We start from the raw sequence: 19,461 nt of genomic DNA, 5'->3' as shown, positions 1-19,461 counted from the left end.
TCAATGCTCCCGGCTGGCGAAGTCGATACGCGGATCGACCAGGGTGTAGGTGAGGTCACCGATCAGTTTCACGATCAGCCCCAGCAGGGTGAAGATAAACAGCGTACCGAACACCACCGGATAGTCGCGATTGATCGCCGCTTCAAAGCTCATCAGGCCGAGGCCGTCGAGTGAGAAGATCACTTCCACCAGCAGGGAACCGGTAAAGAAGATACCGATAAAGGCCGAGGGGAAACCGGCGATCACCAGCAGCATCGCGTTGCGAAACACATGGCCGTAGAGCACGCGGTGGTTGGTCAGGCCCTTGGCCCTGGCGGTGACCACGTACTGTTTGTTGATCTCGTCGAGAAAGCTGTTCTTGGTCAGCAGGGTCATGGTTGCGAAGTTGCCGATCACCAGGGCGGTCACGGGCAGGGCCAGGTGCCAGAAGTAATCGAGGACCTTGCCACCCCAGCTCAATTCGTCGAAGTTGTTCGACGTAAGCCCGCGCAAGGGGAACCAGTCCAGGTAACTGCCACCGGCAAACACCACGATCAGCAGGATGGCGAACAGGAACGCCGGAATCGCATAGCCGACGATGATTGCCGAGCTGGTCCACACATCGAAGTGGCTGCCGTGACGCGTGGCCTTGGCGATGCCCAGGGGAATCGACACCAGGTACATGATCAGGGTGCTCCACAACCCGAGGGAAATCGACACCGGCATCTTCTCCCTGATCAGGTCGATGACCTTGGCGTCACGGAAAAAGCTGTCGCCGAAATCCAGCCGGGCGTAGTTCTTGACCATGATCCACAAGCGTTCCGGCGCCGACTTGTCGAAGCCGTACATCTTCTCGATTTCCTTGATCAGCGCCGGGTCCAGGCCCTGGGCGCCACGGTAGCTGCTGGAGCCGGCCACCGAGACTTCGGCGCCGCCGCCGGCAATGCGGCTGGTGGCGCCGTCAAAGCCTTCGAGCTTGGCAATCATCTGTTCCACCGGGCCGCCCGGGGCGGCCTGGATGATGACGAAGTTGATCAGCAGGATCCCGAACAGCGTGGGAATGATCAGTAACAGGCGACGAACAATATAGGCCAGCATTCAATCGCCTCCGCTCGCCGCTTCGGCGCTTTGCGTGGTGTCCAGGGGAACCGCCGGTTTGACGTCGGGCTTGGCCCACCAGGTGGCGGTGCCGACATCATAGCGCGGCGAGACTTTCGGATGGCCGAGGTGGTCCCAGTACGCCACACGGAAGGTCTTGATGTGCCAGTTGGGAATCACGTAGTAGCCAAACTGCAGCACGCGGTCCAGTGCCCTGGCGTGGGCGATCAGGCTTTTGCGCGAGTCGGCGTCGATCAGTTGTTCGACCAACTGATCGACGGCGGGGTCCTTGAGCCCCATGTAGTTGCGGCTGCCCGGTTTGTCGGCGCTGGACGACTTCCAGAACTCACGCTGCTCATTACCCGGGGAAGTCGATTGCGGAAAGCTGCCCACCAGCATGTCGAAATCCCTTGAGCGCAGGCGGTTGACGAACTGCGACACGTCGACCCGGCGAATGACCAGGTCGATACCCAGGTCGGCCAGGTTGCGCTTGAACGGCAACAGGATGCGCTCGAACTCGGTCTGGGCCAGCAGGAATTCGATGGTCACCGGTTTACCGGTGGTGTCGACCATCTTGTCATCGACGATCTTCCAGCCGGCTTCCTGCAGCAACTGGTACGCCTGGCGCTGCTGCGCGCGGATCATGCCGCTGCCGTCGGTTCTGGACGGCTCGAAAGCCTGGGTGAAGACGTCGGCGGGGATCTTGTCGCGCAGCGGTTCAAGAATGGCCAGTTCATCCGGGCCGGGCAAGCCGGTGGCGGCCATTTCCGAGTTCTCGAAGTAACTGCGGGTGCGGGTGTAGGCGCCGTTGAACAACTGTTTGTTGCTCCATTCGAAATCCAGCAACAGGCTGATGGCCTTGCGCACCCGTACGTCCTGAAACATCGGTTTGCGTGTGTTGAACACGAAACCCTGCATGCCGGTGGGGTTGCCGTTGGGGATTTCTTCTTTGATCAAACGCCCCTGGGCCACCGCTGGAATGTTGTAGGCGTTGGCCCAGTTTTTTGCGCTGAACTCCAGCCAATAGTCGAACTGCCCGGCTTTCAAGGCTTCCAGGGACACCGTACTGTCGCGGTAATAATCGGTGATGCGGTTATCGAAGTTATAGAAACCCTTGGCCACCGGCAGGTCCCTGGCCCAGTAGTCCTTGACCCGCTCGTAGCGAATCATGCGCCCGGCCTTGACCTCGGCCACCTTGTACGGGCCACTGCCCAACGGTATTTCCAGATTGCCTTTGGAAAAGTCGCGGCTGGCCCACCAGTGCTTGGGCAGCACCGGCAATTGCCCGAGGATCAGTGGCAGCTCACGGTTGTTGGTGCGCTTGAATTTGAACAGCACCCGCAGCGGGTCTTCGGCGACCACTTCATCCACGTCGGCGTAGTAGGTGCGGTAGAGCGGAGTGCCATCCTTGATCAGGGTCTGGAAGGTGAACACCACGTCTTCGGCGCGGATCGGGTGGCCATCGTGGAAGCGTGCCTCGGGGCGCAGGTAGAAGCGCACCCAACTGTTGTCCGGGGCCTTCTCGATCTTGCCGGCCACCAGTCCGTATTCGGTAATGGGCTCGTCCAGGCTCTGCATCGCCAGCGTGTCGTAGATCAGCGGCAGATTGTCCGCGGGCACGCCTTTGCTGATATAGGGGTTGAGACTGTCGAAGCCGCCCATGGCCGATTCGCGGAAGGTACCGCCTTTGGGGGCGTCGGGGTTCACGTAGTCGAAATGCTTGAAGTCGGCGGGGTATTTGGGGGGCTCGTTATAGAGCGTCAACGCATGTTGCGGGGCGGCCTGGGCCGCGCTGCACAGCAACAGGCTGGCGAATACAGTACTGCGCAAACACATCATTGGGCTTTCTCCGAAGCTTTCAGCCACCACGCGCTCAAGCCCAGGCTGTAGGGCGGCGTGGTGACAAAGGCGAACCGGTTGCGGTACGCCAGGCGATGATAGTTGAGGTACCAGTTGGGAATGCTGTAGTGCTGCCAGAGCAACACCCGGTCCAGAGCGCGACCGGCAGCCAGCTGCTCTTCGCGGGTCTTTGCCGCGAGCAGTTGTTCGAGCAGGTGATCGACCACGGGATTGGCGATGCCCGCGTAATTCTTGCTGCCCTTGATGGTGGCCTGGCTGGAATGAAAGTACTGCCATTGTTCCAGCCCCGGGCTCAGGGTCTGGTTGAGGGTGACCAGGATCATGTCGAAGTCGAACTGATCCAGGCGCTGCTTGTACTGTGCGCGGTCAACGGTGCGCAGGCGCGCGTCGATGCCGATACTGATCAGGTTCTCGACATAGGGTTGCAGGATGCGCTCCAGGTTCGGGTTGACCAGCAGGATTTCCAGGCGCAGCGGCTGCCCGTCCTTGTTCAGCAAGCGCTGGCCGGACAGTTTCCAGCCGGCCTCGCCAAGCAGGGCCAGGGCATGGCGCAGGGTTTCACGCGGGATGCCGCGACCGTCGGTCTGCGCCAGGCTGAAGGCTTGGGTAAACAGAGTGGCCGGCAGTTGTTCGCGGTAGGGCGAGAGCATCAGCCACTCGTGACCGACCGGAACGCCCGTGGCGGAGAACTCGCTGTTGGGGTAGTAGCTCAAGGCGCGTTTGTAGGCACTGCTGAACAGGGTGCGGTTGGTCCATTCGAAGTCGAACATCAACCCCAGGGCTTCGCGCACCCTGGACTGGCTGAAAGCCGGTCGCCGGGTGTTGATGAACAGACCCTGGCTCTGGGTGGGAATCCGGTGGGCGATCTGCGCCTTGATGACCTCACCGCGGTTGACCGCCGGGAAGTTGTAGCCGGTGGCCCAGTTCTTGGCCTGGTGCTCGATATAAATATCGAATTCGCCCGCCTTGAAGGCTTCAAAGGCGACGTCGCTGTCGCGGTAGAACTCCACCTCGACCTTGTTGTAGTTATACAAACCCTGGTTGACCGGCAGGTCCTTGCCCCAGTAATCCTTGACCCGTTCGAACACCAGCTGGCGACCAGGGGTGACCTTGCTGAGGCGATACGGCCCGCTGCCCAGCGGCGGTTCGAAGGTGGTGGCCTTGAAGTCGCGATTTTTCCAGTAATGCTGGGGCAGCACGGGCAACTCGCCCAGGCGCAGGATCAGCAGCGGGTTGCCGGCGCGCTTGAACACAAAGCGTATGCGATGGCGATTGAGCACATCGACCCGCGCCACTTCCTGCAGGTTGGTACGGTATTGCGGGTGGCCTTCGGTCAACAGGGTGCGATAGGAAAATGCCACGTCATCGGCGGTAATCGGCGTGCCGTCGTGGAACCGCGCCTCGTGGCGCAGGTTGAATACCACCCAGCTGCGGTCCTCGCTGTACTCCACCGATCGGGCAATCAGGCCGTAGCTGGACGTAGGTTCATCGCCGGACGGGGCGTACTGGCCGGTGCCGACCATCAGCGGTTCGTTCAGCTCATTGACGCCGTACTGCAGGAAGTTTGCGGTGGAAACCGGGCTGGTGCCCTTGAAGGTATAGGGGTTGAGGGTGTCGAACGTGCCAAAGGCCATCACCCGCAGTGTTCCGCCTTTGGGCGCTGCAGGGTTTACCCAATCGTAATGGGTGAATTTGGCCGGGTACTTGAGCGTGCCGAACTGCGCGTAACCGTGGCTCTCGGTAATCGTCGCGTTCGCCGCAAAGCTCAAGGCCAGACTTATTAGTAGAAGGAGGGGACGCTTCAAGTCAGAGATCCGATCCGGGCGGCTTGGGCTTTATGATCGGTACAGTAACAGCTTGTTCCGGATGGAAAAAGGCTGCTGAAATCACTGAGTATCCAATGTGGGAGGGGGCTTGCGCCCGATAGCGGTGTATCAGTCAATATACGGGCTGACTGACCCACCGCAATCGGGGGCAAGCCCCCTCCCACATGAGTTCCCCAGTGTTTCTGAGGCCTCAGCGCGGCCCCGAAACCACCAGCATCTGGCCGGGCTTCAACGCCTGGCCGGTACGCGGGTTCCAGCGCTTGAGGTGTTGCATCTCGACATTGAAGCGCTTGGCGACCATGTACAGCGAGTCGCCTTTCTTGACCTTGTACTGCACCGGCTTTGTTGCAGCGGCTTTACGCGTGTCCTGCATCACCAGGGTCTGGCCGACCTTGAGCGCCTGGCCGTTGAGCTTGTTCCAGCGCTGCAGGTCATGCACATCGACCTTGTTGGCCTTGGCAATAAGCGTGAGATTGTCGCCGGTGCGCACCTTGTAGCTGCGGGTACGCCCGGCAACCGCCTTGGTCTCGACTTCGTCGAACACCGGCTTCTTCGGGCGCATGCTCAACAACTCTTCGGGCTTCATCGTCGACAGGGTGCTGGTGAGCAGTTGCGCCTTGGAGGTGGGCACCAGCAGATGCTGGGGCCCATCCAGGGTGGTGCGTTGTTTCAGGGCCGGGTTGAGCTGGAACAGCTCGTCTTCATCGATTTCCGCCAGCGCAGCGACCCGGGACAGGTCCATGCTTTGCTTGACTTCAACCACTTCGAAATACGGCGTGTTGGCGATCGGGTTCAGGTTGACGCCGTAGGCCTCAGGCGCCAGCACCACTTGGGACAGCGCCAGGAATTTGGGCACGTAGTCCTTGGTTTCCTGGGGCAGGGGCAGGTTCCAGTAGTCCGTCGGCAGGCCGAGCTTCTCGTTGCGCTCGATGGCCCGGCTGACCGTACCTTCACCCGCATTGTAGGCCGCCAGGGCCAGCAGCCAGTCGCCGTTGAACATGTCATGCAGGCGGGTCAGGTAATCCAGGGCGGCGGTAGTGGAGGCGGTGATATCGCGGCGGCCATCGTACGCGCGGGTCTGACGCAGGTTGAAGTAGCGCCCGGTGGAGGGAATGAATTGCCACAAACCGACCGCATCGCTGCGCGAATAGGCCATTGGGTTGTAGGCACTTTCAATCACCGGCAGCAGCGCCAGTTCCAGGGGCATGTTGCGCTCTTCAAGGCGCTCGACGATGTAATGAATGTAGAGGCTGCCGCGTTCCCCGGCGTTTTCCAGGAAGGACGGGTTGCTCGCAAACCACAGGCGCTGTTGTTCGATGCGTGGGTTGACGCCGACGCCATCCTGCAATTGAAAGCCCCGACGCATGCGTTCCCAGACATCCTGGGGCACTTCGGGGCTGGGCTTCTCTGAGAGCCAGATAGGTTTTTGCTTGATCTTGGCAGCAAGATTGGGTTTGGGTTGCACGGTGGATTGTGCAGCGTAATTGGTCGATTGGCAGCCCGCCAGAGTTGCGGAGACAGCCACCGCCACGGCTTGAGCCAGGCGGGTCAATGCGTCTGAAGAAATGGAATTACGAATAGATGACGACATTGGCTGGAAGTAAGTTCCGGGCAAAAATGTCGGGCGATTCTAGAAAGCGCTTTGGTTCCGGTCAACCATTCAGAAATTTCGTATCAGATCGCTTCCGCTTAGAACTTATCTTTCCAGGCCCTCAAGCTAGCAAACACCTCGGCCCCAGAGCGGTTGTTGCGTCCATTCCGTTCGTCCGCTTTTTGTTTAACGGATGTTTCAGAGGTGCGCAGAAAAGGATTAGTACGTTTTTCAAGCGCCAGGTTGGACGGCAGCGTCATTTCGCCGCGCGCGCGCAATTGGGCGACTTGCGCCACCCTTTGCGCGATGTCGGTGTTGTGCGGTTCCACGGCTTGGGCAAACTTGAGGTTACTTTGTGTGTATTCGTGGGTGCAGTACACCAGGGTGTCGGCGGGCAGGGCGGCCAGGCGCTCGAGTGAGGTATGCATCTGCTGCGGCGTGCCTTCGAACAGCCGACCGCAACCGGCAGCAAACAGCGTGTCGCCGCACAACAGCACGCCTTGATGGTAATACGCGATATGGCCGAGGGTGTGGCCGGGCACTGCGTACACGACGAAGTCCCAGCCAAGCACGGTGATGCGGTCGTTGTCCTGCAAGTCGACGTCCCGTGCCGGGATGTTTTCGTTCGCAGGGCCGTAGACGTTGGCGCCGGTCAGCTTTTTGAGTTGCTCGACACCACCGACATGATCATGGTGATGGTGAGTGACCAGGATGTCGCTGAGTACCCAGGCCGGGTTCTGCTCAAGCCACGCGATTACCGGCGCGGCGTCACCGGGATCGACCACGGCGCAACGTTGGCTTCGCTCATCCTGTAACAACCAGATGTAGTTATCGGTGAAGGCGGGCAGGGCACTGATCTGTATCATTCTTCGATTCGCCAAGCTGAACACATTGGTGCATCTTAGAACGTCTAGGCGAATTGGAGAATGCAATGACTGATAAAGCGTTCGCCCAGGCCGATCCTGAGTGGCTGGCTCTGATCGGTGCCGCCCGCGAATGGCTGTCCGGGCCGCTGGGGCAGTTTCTGCTGGATGAAGAACGGCGCATGCTCGACGACGAGCTGGGCCGATTCTTTGGTGGCTATCTGGTGCATTACGGCCCCTCGGCCGAGCCGCCGCCGTGCGCACCGCAGGTACAACGCAATGTACGCCTGGGGGCGCCGTTGCCGGGCGTGGAAATCGTCTGCGAGGAGCAGGCCTGGCCATTGAGCGAACACGCCGCCGATGTGGTGGTGTTGCAGCACGGCCTTGATTTCTGCCTGTCTCCCCACGGTTTGTTGCGCGAAGCCGCGAGCAGCGTGCGCCCGGGTGGCCATTTGCTGATTGTTGGCATCAACCCCTGGAGCAGCTGGGGCCTGCGCCACGTGTTCGCCCAGGACGGTCTGCGCCAGGCGCGTTGCATCGCGCCTTCACGGGTGGGCGACTGGTTGAACCTGCTGGGCTTCGCGCTGGAGAAACGCCGCTTCGGGTGCTATCGTCCGCCGCTTGCGTCCGCCAAGTGGCAGGGCCGCCTCGCCGGCTGGGAACGCCGTGCCGGGGCCTGGCAACTGTCGGGTGGCGGCTTCTATTTATTGGTGGCGCGCAAGATCGCGGTCGGGCTGCGGCCGGTGCAGCAAGTGCGCCGCGAACCGCTCGGCAAGCTGGTACCGATGCCGCTGGCCAAGGTCAACCGCGAACAACGCCAACCGTAAAACCTCTTTTTGATTCAGGCCGAATAACCGATGACCGATAGTGTAGAGCTCTTCACCGATGGCGCCTGCAAGGGCAACCCCGGCCCCGGCGGGTGGGGCGCGTTGCTGGTGTGCAAGGGTGTGGAGAAGGAGTTGTGGGGCGGCGAAGCCAATACCACCAACAACCGTATGGAACTGATGGGCGCCATTCGCGGCCTTGAAGAGCTCAAGCGGCGCTGCAACGTCCTGCTGGTGACCGACTCGCAATATGTGATGAAGGGCATCAACGAGTGGATGGTCAACTGGAAGAAGCGCGGTTGGAAGACGGCGTCCAAGGAGCCGGTCAAGAATGCCGACCTGTGGCAATTGCTCGATGAGCAGTGCAATCGCCATGACATCACCTGGAAATGGGTGCGCGGGCATATCGGCCATCCAGGCAACGAGCGCGCCGACCAACTGGCCAACCGTGGCGTGGATGAAGTGCGCGGCTACAAGCAGAGCTGATGCCGGCTGACGTGTTAACATCGCGCCCTTTGATCTACACACCGTTGAGAGCTGAACCCTGATGGCCATCCGATCCGTTGTACTCGATACCGAAACCACCGGCATGCCGGTGACCGATGGTCACCGGATCATCGAAATCGGTTGCGTCGAACTGATGGGGCGCCGCCTGACCGGTCGTCACTTCCACGTCTACCTGCAACCGGACCGCGACAGTGACGAAGGCGCGATCGGCGTCCACGGCATCACCGACGAATTCCTCAAGGGCAAGCCGCGCTTTGCCGAAGTGGCCGATGAGTTTTTCGAGTTCATCAACGGCGCCCAACTGATCATCCATAACGCGGCGTTCGACGTCGGCTTCATCAATAATGAATTTGCCTTGATGGGGCAGATGGACCGAGCGGATATTTCCCGGCACTGCTCGATCCTCGACACCTTGATGATGGCCCGCGAGCGTCACCCCGGCCAACGCAACAGCCTTGATGCCTTGTGCAAGCGTTATGGCGTCGACAACTCCGGGCGTGAACTGCACGGCGCCTTGCTCGACTCCGAGATCCTGGCTGACGTTTACCTGACCATGACCGGTGGCCAGACCAGCCTGTCGCTGGCCGGTAATGCAACCGATGGCAGCGGTTCGGCGGAAGGCTCGGGCAATCGTCCCTCGGAGATCCGTCGCCTGCCGGCTGACCGCAGGCCCACGCCTGTCATCCGTGCCAGCGAGCAGGATCTGGCCGAGCATGCCGCGCGGCTGGAAGCGATTGCCAAGGCGGCCGGCGCGCCGGCGCTGTGGACTCAGCTGACGCAACAGTAATCCTGGTTCATCGCGGTAAAACTGTGGGAGGGGCGGTGCGACGATTCGACTTGCCCGCGAAGGCGTCGGCCCAGCAGACATTGATGTTGGTTGACCCACCGCTATCGGGGGCAAGCCCCCTCCCACAGGGGATCTGCGCTCATACCCCTCCCACCGTTTACTTCCCTCGTTTTCGAAATCTTCATTCGCCACATTCGCTTCCAGCTTCTACCCTGAGTGCAAGCCCTCAGGAGTAGGAGCGCTCATGTACAAAGACCTGAAGTTTCCCGTCCTTATCGTGCACCGTGACATCAAGGCTGACACCGTTGCCGGTGACCGGGTTCGAGGCATTGCCAGGGAGTTGGAGCAGGAGGGCTTCAGTATCTTTTCTGCGGTGGATTACGCCGAAGGGCGATTGGTGGCGTCCACCCACCATGGCCTTGCGTGTATGCTGATTGCCGCAGAAGGCGCCGGGGAAAACACCCACTTGCTGCAAAACATGGTCGAGCTGATCCGCCTGGCGCGGGTGAGGGCGCCCAGCCTGCCGATCTTCGCCCTGGGCGAACAAGTCACCCTGGAAAACGCCCCGGCTGACGCCATGAGCGAACTCAACCAGCTGCGCGGCATTCTGTATCTGTTCGAAGACACCGTACCGTTTCTGGCGCGCCAGGTCGCCCGCGCTGCGCGAGCCTACCTCGATGGCCTGTTGCCGCCGTTCTTCAAGGCCCTGGTGCAACACACCGCCGACTCCAATTACTCCTGGCATACCCCGGGCCATGGCGGTGGTGTGGCGTATCGCAAAAGCCCGGTAGGGCAGGCGTTTCATCAGTTCTTCGGCGAGAACACCTTGCGTTCTGACCTGTCCGTTTCCGTCCCCGAACTGGGCTCGTTGCTCGATCACACCGGGCCGCTGGCCGAAGCCGAAGCCCGCGCCGCCCGCAACTTCGGCGCCGACCATACGTTCTTCGTGATCAACGGCACCTCCACCGCCAACAAAATTGTCTGGCACTCCATGGTGGGCCGCGACGATCTGGTATTGGTGGATCGCAATTGCCACAAGTCAGTGCTGCATTCGATCATCATGACCGGCGCGATCCCGTTGTACCTGTGCCCGGAACGCAACGAACTGGGCATCATCGGCCCCATTCCCTTGAGTGAATTCAGCCCCGAATCGATCCGCGCCAAGATCGCTGCCAGCCCGCTGACCCGTGGCCGCCCGGCGAAGGTCAAGCTGGCGGTGGTGACCAATTCCACCTACGACGGCCTGTGCTACAACGCCGAACTGATCAAGCAGCAGTTGGGCAACAGCGTAGAGGTGCTGCACTTCGATGAGGCCTGGTATGCCTACGCGGCGTTCCACGAGTTTTTCGCCGGACGCTATGGCATGGGCACGTTGCGGACACCGGACAGCCCGCTGGTGTTCACCACGCACTCCACCCACAAGTTGCTGGCGGCCTTCAGTCAGGCATCGATGATCCATGTGCAGGATGGCGGTGCGCGGCAGCTGGACCGCGACCGTTTCAACGAAGCGTTCATGATGCATATCTCCACGTCGCCGCAATACAGCATCATCGCCTCGCTGGACGTAGCGTCGGCGATGATGGAAGGCCCGGCGGGACGCTCGCTGTTGCAGGAAATGTTCGACGAGGCCCTGAGTTTCCGCCGTGCACTGGCCAATCTGCGTCAGCATATCGCCGCCGATGATTGGTGGTTTTCCATCTGGCAGCCACCCTCGGTGGCCGGTATCGATCGGGTCGCCACGGCCGACTGGCTGCTGCACCCCCAGGACGACTGGCATGGTTTTGGCGATGTGGCTGAAGATTATGTGCTGCTGGACCCGATCAAGGTCACGCTGGTGATGCCCGGCCTCAACGCCGGTGGCGCCTTGAGCGATTGCGGGATTCCGGCCGCCGTGGTCAGCAAGTTCCTCTGGGAGCGCGGCCTGGTGGTGGAGAAGACCGGGCTGTATTCTTTCCTGGTGTTGTTTTCGATGGGCATCACCAAAGGCAAATGGAGTACCTTGCTCACCGAGTTGCTGGAATTCAAGCGCAGCTATGATGCGAATGCCAGCCTGGCCAGTTGCCTGCCTTCGGTATATGCCCAGGGCCCGGTCCGTTATCAAGGCCTGGGGTTGCGCGATCTGTGCAACCAGTTGCACAGTTGTTATCGCAGCAATGCGACGGCCAGGCATCTCAAGCGCATGTACACGGTGTTGCCGCAGATCGCGATGAAGCCGGCCGACGCCTACGACCAGCTGGTCAGGGGCGAAGTGGAGGCGGTGTCCATCGATGCCTTGCCAGGACGCATCGCAGCCGTGATGCTGGTGCCCTATCCGCCGGGTATCCCGTTGATCATGCCGGGCGAGCGCTTTACCGAGTCAACGCGGTCGATCATCGATTACCTGGCGTTCGCCCGCACGTTCGACAGCAGTTTTCCCGGCTTTGTCGCTGATGTGCATGGGCTGCAACATGAAGATGACGGCAGTGGTCGTTGTTACACCGTCGATTGCATCAAAGGTTAAGGAACGTTATGCAAGCTGTCATGAACCCGAAGTATCCAGGGCTCAGTGTGCGAGTCGCCGATGAAGGCTTCGATGCTTATGTATGGGGCAATGACTTCAGTTTCGAGGTCAGTGCCTATGGCGTGCCGCAGATGGACAAACGAGTCGATCAGTGGCCGGTGGAACGCATCCTGCCGTACCGCAAGTGCTACGGCATCGACCCGGAAGAATTCGCCAGCTTTCGCAACGCGCCCGACAGTGCAATCTTCATGGCCTACCTGGATGATCGCGCCGTCGGACACGTCGTGGTCAGTACCAACTGGAACGGTTTTGCCCACGTTGACGAGTTGGCGGTGGCGCTGCCTGCGCGGCGTCACGGTGTTGCCAAGGCGCTGTTGGATGTGGCGCAATTCTGGGCACGCAAGAAAAACCTGCCGGGCATGATGCTCGAAACCCAGAACAACAACCTGGGTGCCTGCCGCCTGTATGAACGTAGCGGGTATGTAATGGGGGGAATCGATCAACTGCGCTATCGCGGGATTGACCCGCAAACCCGTGAAGTGGCGATTTTCTGGTATCGGCTGTTCAAGACCGAAGTCAGCTCGATCTGAGGCCGCATCTACTGCGGTTTCATCTCGGTGGTCAGCAGGTTGTCGGCCTTTTGCGTGACAATCTCCAGCAACGCGCTCAGGGCCGGTGACGCGGCCCCGTCGTGCAGGGTCAGCGCATACAGCTTGACACTGATCGGTGGTGAAATCGGGCACACATCCAGCCCCGCGTCCCGAGCGCCGAAGGCGGTGAACGGGTCGACAACCGCCAGGCCTTCGCCCGCTTCGACCATGCTGCGCATCATCTGGTACGTCTGCACCCGCGTCTGCACCACCGGCAGCGGGCGCAAGGCTTGCAGCTTGGCGTCCAGCAGGCGGCTCAATGGGTCCTGGCCCTCCAGACCAATCATCGACTGTCCCGCCAGGTCCTGCAGCGCGATGTACTTCTGCCTGGGTTTGAGCCAGCCATGGGGGGCGAGCAACTGGAGTTTGCCTTGGGCCAGTACGCTGCTTTGAATGTGCGGGTGCTCCGGATTGTGGAGGCTCAGGCCCACGTCGGTTTCATGCAGCAACAGGCTGCGGACGATTTCCCGGGTCGGCTGGCTCGACAGGTTGCACGGCGTGTCCTGGAACCGTCGGCGCAGCAGGGCGATGCTGTGTGGCAACAACTGGCTTGCCAGCGGCGGGGTGCACAGCACGCGCAAGGTCGGCGCGTGATGGTGTTTCAAGCGGCTGGCCAGACGCTGTATCGGCTCCAGCGCTTCGTACAGGGGCGCGATTTGCGTCTGCAACTCCAGGGTTTCACGGGTGGCTTGCAGGCGCCCGCGTACACTGGCAAACAGCATGAAGCCCAGCTGCAGCTCGGCATCCTTGAGGGTGGCGTCCACCTCGCCCACGGGAAGTTGCAACCACTCGGCGGCCGTGCCGAGGTGCCCGGTCTGCAAGATGGCCTGAATCACTTCGATATGACGTAAACGCATGGCCGGAGTCTATGTGCAGCGCGTTGGGGATTCAATGGCGCAGGGCTTTGTGCGCAAAAAAGACTGCGCGCGTCGCCCCGGCCTATGGCGTTGCGCCATGACCCTACTAGAATGCTGTGTCTGATCAGCAACGACCAATGCCGGTGACCCGGTACTTACAACAAAAACAGGTCTGGTCTCAAATGCCTCTACCCTCGACACTCTTCGGGGTAACGGCCAAGCAACTGCTGGTCCTGGTGACCGTGGGATGCATGGCGGCTTACTTCTTCAATAATCACGCCGAACACACACCGGAGGACCTCGCACTTGAAGCGTTTATTCGCTCCCAGGAACGGGTCGGCGAGCAGGTGGGCGCGGTGCTCGGTATCACGTTGATCAGGCAGGTGCAGGCCTATCCCGCTTATGACCGGGCGGGCTATACGCGCTCGATGTATGCGGTGGAGGGGGAAAGAGGGCAGGTGGTGGTGACGCTCAAGCAAGGCGAGCAGGGCATCGAAGTGACGCAAATCCGCAGCCCGTGAGCATCCCCAGCCCAGTCGCCTGGACTGGGCAGGTGGTGAAGGCTGAATCTTATGAGGCGAGGGTGTTCTTCGATTCGCGTACGAGGATCGTGCCCGATTGAATCAATCTGAACTCATCACCCTCCAGCTTCTCCACCCGGTCACCAATGGCCAGCTTGTAGGTGACGGCAGGCGCCGAGCCCGCCAGGTCGCCTTGCGCCGGTTCGGATTCCTGGAACTCATGCACCGAATATACGCGGCCTTCTGCGTCTCTGGCATGAAACTGTCCGACTAGTACTGCTGCCATCTGTTTAGAACCTCTGGAGATAAACACTCGATTTGCGGTTCTGTAGACCGTCAGGGAGCGGGGTAGTTTACCTATAAGAAAAAAATACTATTCGTTTAAAATTTCAGACGTTTCCCACGCATGTGATTGCGCGCCAACTTATGCGGCATTCTCAAAACCCGCTGGTGCGCGCGCTGTGAAATCTTTATAACTACAGGCTCCTTTAGTCAGACGTCGGGAAACCTCAATGAGCAAGGTCTACACGATTGCCGTCCTGGTTGGCAGCTTGAGAAAAGACTCGATCAACCGCAAGGTCGCCTTGGCCCTGGCCGAGCTGGCGCCTGCCAATCTGAAACTGAGTATTGTTGAAATTGGCGATTTGCCGCTCTACAACGAGGACATAGACGGACCAGGCGCGCCGCAAGCCTACAGCACTTTCCGTCAACAGGTGAGTTCATCCGACGCGGTGCTGTTCGTAACGCCCGAATACAACCGTTCCGTGCCGGCGCCGTTGAAGAATGCCATCGATGTCGGGTCGCGCCCATATGGGCAGAGTGCCTGGAGCGGCAAGCCCGGAGCGATCATCAGCGTATCGCCGGGCGCCATTGGTGGCTTTGGTGCCAACCATCACCTGCGCCAGTCCCTGGTGTTTCTTGATGTGTGGTGCATGCAACAGCCCGAAGCCTACCTGGGCGGAGCGGGCAGTGTGTTCGATGAGGCCGGCAAGCTGTCGGAAAAGACCAGGCCGTTCCTGCAGGCATTTATTGATGCCTTCGGCCAATGGGTCGAGAAACAACAGGGCTGAATTGAACAATGAGTCCGAATGCGGGAGGGGGCTGCCCCTCCCGCCGTTGGATCAGCGCAGCCAGTTGGTGCGCGCCAGTTCGATCACTTCATCGCCACGCCCGCTCATCACCGCTTTGAGCATGTACAGGCTGAACCCCTTGGCCTGTTCGAGTTTGATCGTCGGCGGCATCACCAACTCCTGGGTTGCCGTGACCACATCCACCAGCACCGGGCCGTTGTGGGCCAGCGCGCGGCGCAGGGCCGGCTCAAGGTCCTCGGATTGCTCCACGCGAATCCCCAGGATACCCATGGCATTGGACATGGCCGCGAAATCCGGGTTTTTCAACTCGGTGCTCGTGTCCAGGTAGCCTGCGGCCTTCATCTCCATTGCGACGAAACCCAGTGACGCGTTGTTGAACACGATCACTTTGACGGGGAGGTTCAATTGCGCCAGCGAAATGAAATCCCCCATCAACATGGTGAAACCGCCGTCGCCCGACATCGAGATCACCTGCCGACCCGGGAACGCCGCCTGCGCGCCGATGGCCTGGGGCATGGCGTTGGCCATGGAGCCATGGTTGAACGAGCCGATCAGGCGGCGCTTGCCGTTCATCTTCAGGTAGCGCGCGGCCCATACGGTCGGTGAACCGACATCGGCGGTGAAGATCGCATCATCATCGGCCAGTTCGCTAAGCAGGCGTGCCACGTATTGGGGATGGATCGGTCGATCCGCCTTGGACGGTTGCGCGAGGTCATCCAGGCCCTGGCGCGCTTTCTCATAATGCTTCAGGGAGGTTTCAAGGAAGCTGCGATCGGTCTTGCGCGTCAGGCGCGGCAGCAACGCGCAGAGGGTCTCACTGACATCGGCGGCGATGCCCAGGTCCAGCGTCGTACGTCGGCCCAGGGCCTGCGGGTCGCGGTCAACCTGAATAATCCTGGCATCGGTCGGGTAGAACTGACGGTAAGGGAAATCGGTGCCGAGCATGACCAGCGTGTCGCAGTCGAGCATCGCGTGGTAACCGGAGCTGAAACCGATCAGGCCGGTCATGCCCACATCGAACGGGTTATCCCACTCCACATGTTCCTTGCCGCGCAGCGCGTGCACCACCGGCGCGCCGAGGGCGTCGGCCAACGCCACCACCTGGTCATGGGCACCGGCGCAACCGCTGCCGCACAGCAGCGTGACTTTCTCGCTGCTCTGGAGCATATCGCTCAAGCGCTGCAGGTCGGCCTCGGCCGGCAATGTGCGCGGAGCATGCAGCGCCGGCCACGGCTTGAGCTTGTCTTCCACCTCCAGCAGCGACACGTCTCCCGGAATCACCACCACCGCCACGCCCCGATTGAGGATCGCCGAACGCATGGCCCGATGCAGCACGTGGGGCATCTGCTCGGGGTTGCTCACCAGCTCGATAAAGTGGCTGCATTCCTTGAACAGCTCCTGAGGGTGGGTTTCCTGAAAATAATTCAGGCCGATCTCCGAGGACGGAATCTGCGCAGCAATCGCCAGTACCGGCACATGGTTGCGATGGCAGTCGAACAGGCCATTGATCAGATGCAGGTTGCCCGGTCCGCAACTGCCGGCACATACCGTCAACTCACCGGTGGCGGCGGCCTCGGCGCCGGCGGCGAACGCGGCCACTTCTTCGTGGCGCACATGCATCCACTCGATGCTGTCCATGCTGCGCAGGGCGTCGGTGAGGCCATTGAGGCTGTCGCCGGTCAGGCCCCAGATGCGCTTGATACCCGCCTGTTCAAGGGTGGTCGCCAACTGCTGGGCCAGGTTGATTTTCGCCATGAAGAACTCCAATCGTCAGTGAGGTTGAAAAACTGCTGATCAGTAGGGGACAGTTCAATCACGGCGAATGCTCCGCGTTTTATGTGAAGATTGCGTCAGGGAGGGCTTCACCGCCGCTCCCCTGTGGTAGCCGTCGAGCTTGAGCAAGGCCGCGATAGCGGTGGATCAGGCGACGAGTAGATTCGCCGATGAACCTCATCACCGCGCCCATAAAAAAGCCCTGGCATGCCAGGGCTTTTTGGTGCGCCAAGACTCAGCGGCGGCGGAACAGCGGTAGCGGCTCATCCGTTGCAGCCTGGTACGTCACCGAAAAGTCCTTGAGACTCTCCAGCGCTTCGTACGGGTCTTTGTCGGCGCGCAGGGCGAAGGCGTCGAACCCGCAGCGGCGCAGGTAGAACAGCTGGTCGCGCAGCACATCGCCAATCGCGCGCAATTCGCCTCTGTAACCATAACGCTCACGCAGCAGGCGCGCATTTGAGTAGTTGCGCCCGTCGGTGAAGGCCGGGAAGTTCAGGGCGATGACCTGGAAGTGCTCGACGTCTTCACCGATCTCTTCGGCTTCTTCATCGGCGTCCAGCCACACACCCAGGCCGCCGTCGCGGGCCTTGAGGGCGTGGCCGTGTTCACGCCACAGTGCCAGCGGCACGATCAGGTCGTCGCAGTTGGAGATGCCGTCGAAGCTCGCGTCCTTGGGCAGCAGGTGCCAGGTTTCGTCGAGGACTTCGTTGTTCTTAATGATTCGCTGCATAGACGCGCTCCTTGAACAGGTCAATGCCGATGCGCTGGTAGGTGTCGATGAAACGCTCATCTTCGGTGCGCTGTTCGATGTACACGTCGATCAGCTTGCCGATCACCTCGGGCATGGCTTCCTGGGCGAAGGATGGGCCGAGGATCTTGCCCAGGCTCGCATCGCGGCTGGCGCTGCCACCCAGGGACACTTGGTAGAATTCTTCGCCTTTCTTGTCCACGCCCAGGATGCCGATATGGCCGACGTGGTGGTGGCCACAAGCGTTCATGCAACCGGAAATGTTCAGGTCCAGCTCGCCGATGTCGAACAGGTAGTCCAGGTCGTCGAAGCGGCGCTGGATGGACTCGGCAATCGGGATCGACTTGGCGTTGGCCAGGGAGCAGAAGTCGCCGCCCGGGCAGCAGATGATGTCGGTCAACAGGCCGATGTTCGGCGTAGCGAAACCGCCTTCGCGCAGTTCGCCCCACAGGGTGAACAGTTGGCTCTGCTCGACGTCCGCGAGAATGATGTTCTGCTCGTGGGAGGTGCGCAGTTGGCCGAAGCTGTAGCGCTCGGCCAGGTCGGCGACGGCGTCCAGTTGCTTGTCGGTGATATCGCCCGGCGCTACGCCGGTGGGTTTCAACGACAGGGTCACCGCCACGTAGCCTGGCTGTTTATGCGCCAGGGTGTTGCGGGTGCGCCAGCGGGCGAAACCCGGGTGTTGCTGATCGAGCGCGGACAGTTCGGCATCCTGGTTGGTCAGGACCTTGTACTCGGGATCGACGAAATGCTTGGCGACGCGATGCACTTCGGCTTCGGTCAGCGTGGTCTGGCCGCCGCGCAGGTGTTCCATCTCGGCGTCGACTTTCTGAGCGAACACCTCGGGCGTCAGCGCTTTTACCAGAATCTTGATCCGCGCCTTGTACTTGTTGTCACGACGACCGTAGCGGTTGTAGACCCGCAGAATGGCATCGAGGTAGCTCAACAGGTCCTGCCAGGGCAGGAACTCGTTGATGAACGCGCCGACCACCGGGGTACGCCCGAGGCCGCCACCCACCAGCACGCGAAAGCCCAGCTCGCCAGCAGCGTTGTGCACCGGCTCCAGGCCGATATCATGCACTTCGATCGCCGCACGGTCCGAGGTCGAGCCATTGATGGCGATCTTGAACTTGCGTGGCAGGTAGGCGAATTCCGGGTGGAAGGTGGTCCACTGACGCACGATCTCGCACCACGGCCGCGGGTCGATCAACTCGTCGGCAGCGACGCCGGCAAACTGGTCGGTGGTCACGTTACGCAGGCAGTTACCGCTGGTCTGAATGGCGTGCATCTGCACGGTGGCCAGTTCAGCCAGGATGTCCGGCACGTCTTCCAGGGCCGGCCAGTTGAACTGTACGTTCTGGCGGGTGCTGATGTGGGCATAGCCTTTGTCGAAGTCGCGGGCAATCCTGGCCATCATCCGCGTCTGGCGCGAAGTCAGTTGGCCATAGGGCACGGCCACCCGCAGCATCGGCGCAAAGCGCTGAACATAAAGGCCATTTTGCAGGCGCAGAGGGCGGAACTCTTCTTCGCTCAGTTCACCTGCTAAGTAGCGTCGGGTCTGATCACGGAACTGCTTGACGCGGTCCTCGATGATGCGCTGATCGTATTCGTCGTATACGTACATATAGGTCCTGTTCTCGGCAAATCTGCGCGCACGGCCGCGCACTCCCAACGGAGCCGGCGCACGATACCAGTTTGCGTATATGCGCAAAAGTGATGTTTGGGTATATGTAAATAACCAAACTGACTAATGAGAACCGTTATCGCCATACCCACATTTGTCATGCGGGCAATCATGATCTTTACTGAGGTCGAGTCTTAGTGCCGTCATCTATAAAACCGACAAGAGGCGATGCAATGAGCAATTCCACCAAAGCCCGTAAACCTGACAGTACCGTGGATGCCTGGGCCATTCTGTTCCTGATCATTCTGGTGGTGGGGACCGCCGTATTCTGGGTCAGTCACCAGTAAAAACGGCTGATTGAG

Annotated in this window: 17 protein-coding genes; 7 read left to right on the top strand and 10 right to left on the bottom strand. The window is 60.6% G+C overall.

Translation table 11 applies throughout. The annotated features are described in order from the left end of the window. From PspCFBP13528_RS16610 to gloB, 5 genes are all read right to left on the bottom strand, one after another. Entirely contained in the window at nucleotides 1-1,077 is a 1,077-nt protein-coding gene (locus tag PspCFBP13528_RS16610) for a microcin C ABC transporter permease YejB (RefSeq protein WP_065952418.1), read from the bottom strand. After that, on the bottom strand, nucleotides 1,078-2,916 hold the full coding sequence (locus PspCFBP13528_RS16605; RefSeq protein ID WP_137200754.1) for an extracellular solute-binding protein: 1,839 nt from the start codon (nucleotides 2,914-2,916) through the stop codon (nucleotides 1,078-1,080). Then, nucleotides 2,913-4,742 (bottom strand): extracellular solute-binding protein, encoded by a 1,830-nt coding sequence (locus PspCFBP13528_RS16600; protein WP_137200752.1) that lies wholly within the window; start codon nucleotides 4,740-4,742, stop codon nucleotides 2,913-2,915. The genes PspCFBP13528_RS16605 and PspCFBP13528_RS16600 overlap by 4 nt, the downstream gene beginning before the upstream one ends. A 211-nt stretch (nucleotides 4,743-4,953) precedes the next feature. Continuing rightward, entirely contained in the window at nucleotides 4,954-6,354 is a 1,401-nt protein-coding gene (locus tag PspCFBP13528_RS16595) for a transglycosylase SLT domain-containing protein (protein WP_065952421.1), read from the bottom strand. A gap of 98 nt (nucleotides 6,355-6,452) precedes the next feature. Continuing rightward, on the bottom strand, nucleotides 6,453-7,220 hold the full coding sequence (gloB, locus tag PspCFBP13528_RS16590; RefSeq protein ID WP_137200750.1) for a hydroxyacylglutathione hydrolase: 768 nt from the start codon (nucleotides 7,218-7,220) through the stop codon (nucleotides 6,453-6,455). A 65-nt stretch (nucleotides 7,221-7,285) separates the two neighbouring features. Here gloB and PspCFBP13528_RS16585 point away from each other — a divergent pair, with 65 nt between their 5' ends. From PspCFBP13528_RS16585 to PspCFBP13528_RS16565, 5 genes are all read left to right on the top strand, one after another. Continuing rightward, a complete protein-coding gene (locus tag PspCFBP13528_RS16585) occupies nucleotides 7,286-8,044 on the top strand; it encodes a methyltransferase domain-containing protein (RefSeq protein ID WP_065952423.1) in 759 nt (252 codons plus the stop codon). A 30-nt stretch (nucleotides 8,045-8,074) separates the two neighbouring features. Continuing rightward, a complete protein-coding gene (gene rnhA / locus PspCFBP13528_RS16580) occupies nucleotides 8,075-8,527 on the top strand; it encodes a ribonuclease HI (protein ID WP_057725161.1) in 453 nt (150 codons plus the stop codon). 67 nt (nucleotides 8,528-8,594) lie between these two features. Then, the gene (gene dnaQ / locus PspCFBP13528_RS16575) at nucleotides 8,595-9,335 is read left to right on the top strand and encodes a DNA polymerase III subunit epsilon (RefSeq protein ID WP_162515432.1); all 741 of its coding nucleotides are present in this window, start codon (nucleotides 8,595-8,597) and stop codon (nucleotides 9,333-9,335) included. A gap of 244 nt (nucleotides 9,336-9,579) precedes the next feature. Continuing rightward, nucleotides 9,580-11,835 (top strand): arginine/lysine/ornithine decarboxylase, encoded by a 2,256-nt coding sequence (locus PspCFBP13528_RS16570; RefSeq protein WP_065952425.1) that lies wholly within the window; start codon nucleotides 9,580-9,582, stop codon nucleotides 11,833-11,835. Between the two features lie 8 nt (nucleotides 11,836-11,843). Continuing rightward, nucleotides 11,844-12,425 (top strand): GNAT family N-acetyltransferase, encoded by a 582-nt coding sequence (locus tag PspCFBP13528_RS16565; protein ID WP_065952426.1) that lies wholly within the window; start codon nucleotides 11,844-11,846, stop codon nucleotides 12,423-12,425. Nucleotides 12,426-12,433: 8 nt separating this feature from the next. On the opposite strand, the gene PspCFBP13528_RS16560 is transcribed toward PspCFBP13528_RS16565, so the two are convergent. Beyond that, a complete protein-coding gene (locus tag PspCFBP13528_RS16560) occupies nucleotides 12,434-13,342 on the bottom strand; it encodes a LysR substrate-binding domain-containing protein (RefSeq protein WP_137200748.1) in 909 nt (302 codons plus the stop codon). Nucleotides 13,343-13,524: 182 nt separating this feature from the next. Here PspCFBP13528_RS16560 and PspCFBP13528_RS16555 point away from each other — a divergent pair, with 182 nt between their 5' ends. Continuing rightward, nucleotides 13,525-13,863 (top strand): hypothetical protein, encoded by a 339-nt coding sequence (locus tag PspCFBP13528_RS16555; protein WP_065952436.1) that lies wholly within the window; start codon nucleotides 13,525-13,527, stop codon nucleotides 13,861-13,863. 49 nt (nucleotides 13,864-13,912) lie between these two features. Here PspCFBP13528_RS16555 and PspCFBP13528_RS16550 read toward each other — a convergent pair whose 3' ends face one another. Then, nucleotides 13,913-14,149 carry a hypothetical protein gene (locus PspCFBP13528_RS16550; protein ID WP_065952428.1) on the bottom strand — a complete coding sequence of 79 codons (237 nt, stop codon included), beginning with the start codon at nucleotides 14,147-14,149 and terminating at the stop codon, nucleotides 13,913-13,915. A 226-nt stretch (nucleotides 14,150-14,375) separates the two neighbouring features. Between PspCFBP13528_RS16550 and PspCFBP13528_RS16545 the strand changes: the two genes are divergently transcribed. Next, nucleotides 14,376-14,933, top strand: a complete 558-nt coding sequence (locus PspCFBP13528_RS16545) for an NADPH-dependent FMN reductase (protein WP_065952429.1) — start codon at nucleotides 14,376-14,378, stop codon at nucleotides 14,931-14,933. 51 nt (nucleotides 14,934-14,984) lie between these two features. Here the strand turns inward: PspCFBP13528_RS16545 and poxB are convergent, their stop codons facing one another. The 3 genes from poxB to PspCFBP13528_RS16530 form a co-directional block, all read right to left on the bottom strand. Next, complete coding sequence (gene poxB, locus PspCFBP13528_RS16540) at nucleotides 14,985-16,709, bottom strand: ubiquinone-dependent pyruvate dehydrogenase (RefSeq protein WP_137200746.1); 1,725 nt, start codon at nucleotides 16,707-16,709, stop codon at nucleotides 14,985-14,987. A gap of 253 nt (nucleotides 16,710-16,962) precedes the next feature. Next, the gene (locus tag PspCFBP13528_RS16535) at nucleotides 16,963-17,457 is read right to left on the bottom strand and encodes a DUF934 domain-containing protein (protein WP_065952431.1); all 495 of its coding nucleotides are present in this window, start codon (nucleotides 17,455-17,457) and stop codon (nucleotides 16,963-16,965) included. Continuing rightward, nucleotides 17,441-19,099: a nitrite/sulfite reductase gene (locus tag PspCFBP13528_RS16530; protein WP_137200744.1), complete on the bottom strand. Its 1,659-nt coding sequence runs from the start codon at nucleotides 19,097-19,099 to the stop codon at nucleotides 17,441-17,443. Before PspCFBP13528_RS16530 ends, PspCFBP13528_RS16535 begins: the two co-directional genes overlap by 17 nt. Nucleotides 19,100-19,461 lie beyond the last annotated feature (362 nt).

This window comes from Pseudomonas sp. CFBP13528 (genome assembly GCF_005233615.1).
GTDB lineage: Bacteria > Pseudomonadota > Gammaproteobacteria > Pseudomonadales > Pseudomonadaceae > Aquipseudomonas > Aquipseudomonas fluorescens_AM.
The sequence above is the reverse complement of the archived record's forward strand: the minus strand, read 5'-3'. Positions and strand labels throughout refer to the sequence as shown.